Raw genomic sequence first — 5,000 nt, forward strand, 5'->3', positions numbered from 1 at the left:
CGTGTCCCGCACTACTCAGGGTACTGCTATATCTTCTTCGCTTACCTATACGAGACTATCACTCTCTTCGGTTTGTCTTTCCAGACAATTCTAGTTCACTTAGATTCTAATGTCGCAGCCCTACAACCCCATATTTGCCGTAACAAATATGGTTTGGGCTAATCCGCGTTCGCTCGCCACTACTAACGGAATCACTATTGTTTTCTCTTCCTCCGGTTACTTAGATGTTTCAGTTCACCGGGTTTGCCCCTCTTACGAGGTGATATGTCTTCAACATACCGGGTTGCCCCATTCGGAAATTAACGGATCATAAAATATGTGCTTCTCCCCGTTACTTATCGCAGCTTATCGCGTCCTTCATCGCCTCTGAAAGCCTAGGCATCCGCCATACGCCCTTATTTAGCTTATTGTACTTTTTGCTCTAAACATAAATGTTTAGAACGAGCTCTTTATAATTTATTATAAAAAATATTGTTGTTAGATTTAACTCTAACTCTCTATCTTGATTTCTTTACGATATCATTTTACCAATATGTCAATGAACATGGCGAATCGCCATTGATAAGTATTTTATCAACTTAAATTCTGCAATACTCTTGGAATAAATTTAATTATCCCTAGGCATTGCCTAGTGGAGAATATCGGAGTCGAACCGATGACCTCTTGCGTGCAAGGCAAGCGCTCTAGCCAACTGAGCTAATCCCCCATTATAAAATCCTAGAATACTATTCAGAGATTTGAATGTCGAATCCTCTAATTTCTAGAATTTCCTTTCTAATAAATCGCCTTATAGTAGTCTCGGGCAGACTCGAACTGCCGACCTCTACATTATCAGTGTAGCGCTCTAACCAGCTGAGCTACGAGACTATAATAGCTTATTATTAGTGTTTTTTTAAAATTAACAGCAAAGAGTAAAATTTCCTTTTGTAACTCACCATCTTTCTCTAGAAAGGAGGTGTTCCAGCCGCACCTTCCGGTACGGCTACCTTGTTACGACTTAGCCCTAGTTACCAGTTTTACCCTAGGTCGCTCCTTGCGGTAACGAACTTCAGGCACCCCCAGCTTCCATGGCTTGACGGGCGGTGTGTACAAGGCCCGGGAACGTATTCACCGGATCATGGCTGATATCCGATTACTAGCGATTCCAGCTTCACGGAGTCGAGTTGCAGACTCCGATCCGAACTGTGATATGGTTTATAGATTCGCTCCTGGTCGCCCAGTGGCTGCTCATTGTCCATACCATTGTAGCACGTGTGTAGCCCAGGACGTAAGGGCCGTGATGATTTGACGTCATCCCCACCTTCCTCACGGTTTGCACCGGCAGTCTCGCTAGAGTCCTCAGCATTACCTGTTAGCAACTAACAATAGGGGTTGCGCTCGTTATAGGACTTAACCTGACACCTCACGGCACGAGCTGACGACAACCATGCAGCACCTTGTAAATTGCCCGAAGGAAAAACTATCTCTAGTCCTGTCAATCTACATTTAAGCCCTGGTAAGGTTCCTCGCGTATCATCGAATTAAACCACATGCTCCACCGCTTGTGCGGGCCCCCGTCAATTCCTTTGAGTTTCAGTCTTGCGACCGTACTCCCCAGGTGGGATACTTATCACTTTCGCTTAGTCACTGAACCGAAGTCCAACAACTAGTATCCATCGTTTACGGCGTGGACTACCAGGGTATCTAATCCTGTTCGCTCCCCACGCTTTCGTCCATGAGCGTCAGTATATACGTAGTAGACTGCCTTCGCAATCGGTATTCTAAGTAATATCTATGCATTTCACCGCTACACTACTTATTCTATCTACTTCCGTATAACTCAAGTCAACCAGTATCAAAGGCAGTTCCATCGTTGAGCGATGGGCTTTCACCTCTGACTTAATTGACCGCCTGCGGACCCTTTAAACCCAATGATTCCGGATAACGCTTGGACCCTCCGTATTACCGCGGCTGCTGGCACGGAGTTAGCCGGTCCTTATTCTTACAGTACCGTCAAGGTGGTACACGTACCACTGTTTCTTCCTGTATAAAAGCAGTTTACAACCCATAGGGCAGTCATCCTGCACGCGGCATGGCTGGTTCAGAGTTGCCTCCATTGACCAATATTCCTCACTGCTGCCTCCCGTAGGAGTCTGGTCCGTGTCTCAGTACCAGTGTGGGGGATAATCCTCTCAGACCCCCTACCTATCGTTGCCATGGTAAGCCGTTACCTTACCATCTAGCTAATAGGACGCATAGTCATCTTGTACCCATAAATGTTTAATATAAAAGAGATGCCTCTTCTATACATTATGGAGTGTTAATCTTCATTTCTAAAGGCTATCCTCCTGTACAAGGCAGATTCTATACGCGTTACGCACCCGTCCGCCGGTCGTCATCTGTGCAAGCACAATGTTACCCCTCGACTTGCATGTGTTAAGCCTGCCGCTAGCGTTCATCCTGAGCCAGGATCAAACTCTTCATTGTATATTTTAAATAATATTAATGAATAAGTTTCAAAAGAATTTGTTCTAAATTAATAGAACGTGGTTATTCTACTCTTTGTTTACGCTGTCAATTTCAATATTTTCAATGAACGTGTCGAGTCGACACTCACAAGTATTTTCAACTTGATTATCTTCTCAGACTTTTTGTAGAAATGCTAGATTCGAACTAACTGATTCTTATTACAAAACCATTCCAAAATTTCTCTGATCGTATCGCTTTCTTAAAGCGGTTGCAAATCTATAAACTTTTCTAAAACTGACAAAACTTTTTGAAGTTTTTTTTGAGTTTATTTTTACAACATTTTAATGAACTATTTGCCCTAAATCGGACTGCAAAGATACTCCCTTTAATTTGTATCAAACAAGAAAAAATTAACTTATTTTTTACACTTTATTGAACTTATCTTAACCAGCATTTTCAAGAACTTTTAGAGTATATCACTCATGCCCTAAAGCATTCGTTTTCCTCTTAGCGGGTGCAAATATAGATTCCTTTTCTAACATAACAACTACCTTTATGAACCTTTTTTTAAAGTATTTTATGCAGCCCTGTTATACAACTACTTAACACCTGTTTTAATCTTGTAAATTATTAACTTTGACTTTAAATCTTTCATTAAACCCTTTCATATTGCCTCTCTAAAAAATATTTAGCGATTTGTTTGCATGCTATATCAACGACTATTTTGCAATTTTTACCTCGATGGTGCTTAAAAATTGTAGTCAAATCATGTTGCTTTTTCTGAAGATTGACTTAATTATGATAGCAGTACTCTTATATCTTATTTAAAAAAGTTTGTTTTGACATCAATAAAGCTCTTGATCGTAAATTTTTAATTCTCTTTTTATTCGTTTTCACCTATCTACTCTTTCAAAATTGCTTGAAACATTATTGCAAAATATCGCTTTTTGTTTACTTCACTTTTTAGAGAACACTAAAAACTTGTTTTTTATCTTTTTATAAGTTTATATTCTAATTTAATCTCGATAATTGCATGCTCTAAAAAGCGTTTTTATTCAATATTTCTCTTTATAAATTACAATCAGTGTTTTTTAATCACTCCTTTCTACTAATCAATTTTCATTTTCCTTCTCTGGAGACTATAAAGCTATTTGTAATCCTTTTTTTTGTACATAATTGTACTGTATAAGTTTGGGTTACTTAATAGTACTTTATTCTTTTTATTTTCTAAGAAATATCTTGAATTTAGGATTATAAATACTGTGGTTTTAATCAGCGTCTGAACATATTGGCTGCTATAATAATTTGAACTCGCAGAACACCCAATTAATAAATTTACAATCAGTCATTATAGTGCTATAGTTAACCTTAATTTAGAGAAAAAGGGAAACGAACTATTAGAAAAAATAGAAAGCTATGAGTAATTTAAAATTATATAAGCTTTATTTATAATATAAGAAGAGGGGTAATTATGCTAAAAGCGATGTATTTCAGTTAAATTTCGCGTAAAAAAAAACCTCAATCTATAAAGATTGAGGTTTAAAAGAAAGGCAACGACCTACTCTCCCACCATTGGCAGTACCATCGGCGCAAATGGGCTTAACTTCTCTGTTCGGGATGGAAAGAGGTGAGCCCCATTGCGATAATCACCTTAAATTGTTTCAGTATATTGCAACTGTATAAGTTAACATATTAGTAAAATCATATCGTAAATTATCAAAAGAGTTTGCGTCCCGGTCCGAAGACCGGGAACTATACATAAGCCTATGGGTTATTAGTAATACTCGGCTATGACATTACTGCCTTTACACCTGTATCCTATCAACGTGGTAATCTTCCACGACCCTTTAAAGAAATCTCATCTTGTGGTGGGTTTCGCGCTTATATGCTTTCAGCGCTTATCCCTTCCCAACGTAGCTACTCTGCAATGCTCCTGGCGGAACAACAGATACACCAGAGGTTAGTTCAACTCGGTCCTCTCGTACTAAAGTCAAATCCACTCAAATTTCTAACGCCCACAGCAGATAGAGACCGAACTGTCTCACGACGTTCTGAACCCAGCTCGCGTGCCACTTTAATGGGCGAACAGCCCAACCCTTGGGACCTTCTCCAGCCCAGGATGTGACGAGCCGACATCGAGGTGCCAAACCCCCCCGTCGATGTGAGCTCTTGGGGGAGATCAGCCTGTTATCCCCGGAGTACCTTTTATCCTTTGAGCGATGGCCCTTCCATGCGGAACCACCGGATCACTATGCTCTACTTTCGTACCTGATCGACCTGTATGTCTCTCAGTCAAGCTCCCTTATGCCATTGCACTCTACGCACGGTTACCAAACGTGCTGAGGGAACCTTTAGAAGCCTCCGTTACTCTTTTGGAGGCGACCACCCCAGTCAAACTACCCACCACGCACTGTTCTCATTGCTGAGTTAGACTCTAGATAAGCAAAGGGTGGTATTTCAAGGACAACTCCACAACGCCTAGCGACGCCGCTTCATAGTCTCCCACCTATCCTACACATTACTTATCCAAAACCAATACGAAGCTATAGTAA

2 tRNA genes and 4 rRNA genes (2 of these 6 running past the window's edge) are annotated in these 5,000 nt (G+C 40.5%); all 6 read right to left on the reverse strand.

Annotated elements, in window-relative coordinates:
- A 23S ribosomal RNA gene (locus tag ACQ629_RS02995) occupies positions 1-410 on the reverse strand (it extends 2,474 nt beyond the left edge of the window).
- A gap of 222 nt (positions 411-632) precedes the next feature.
- Positions 633-706, reverse strand: a tRNA-Ala gene (locus ACQ629_RS03000).
- An 87-nt stretch (positions 707-793) separates the two neighbouring features.
- Positions 794-867 (reverse strand) — tRNA-Ile (locus ACQ629_RS03005).
- Positions 868-948: 81 nt separating this feature from the next.
- Positions 949-2,466 (reverse strand): 16S ribosomal RNA (locus ACQ629_RS03010).
- Positions 2,467-3,993: 1,527 nt separating this feature from the next.
- A 5S ribosomal RNA gene (gene rrf, locus ACQ629_RS03015) occupies positions 3,994-4,102 on the reverse strand.
- Positions 4,103-4,202: 100 nt separating this feature from the next.
- Positions 4,203-5,000 (reverse strand): 23S ribosomal RNA (locus tag ACQ629_RS03020); it runs 2,082 nt beyond the window's last position.
- Together the 16S, 23S and 5S rRNA genes with 2 tRNA genes alongside form the textbook arrangement of a ribosomal RNA operon.

It is taken from the genome of Tenacibaculum sp. SM2510 (assembly GCF_057002845.1).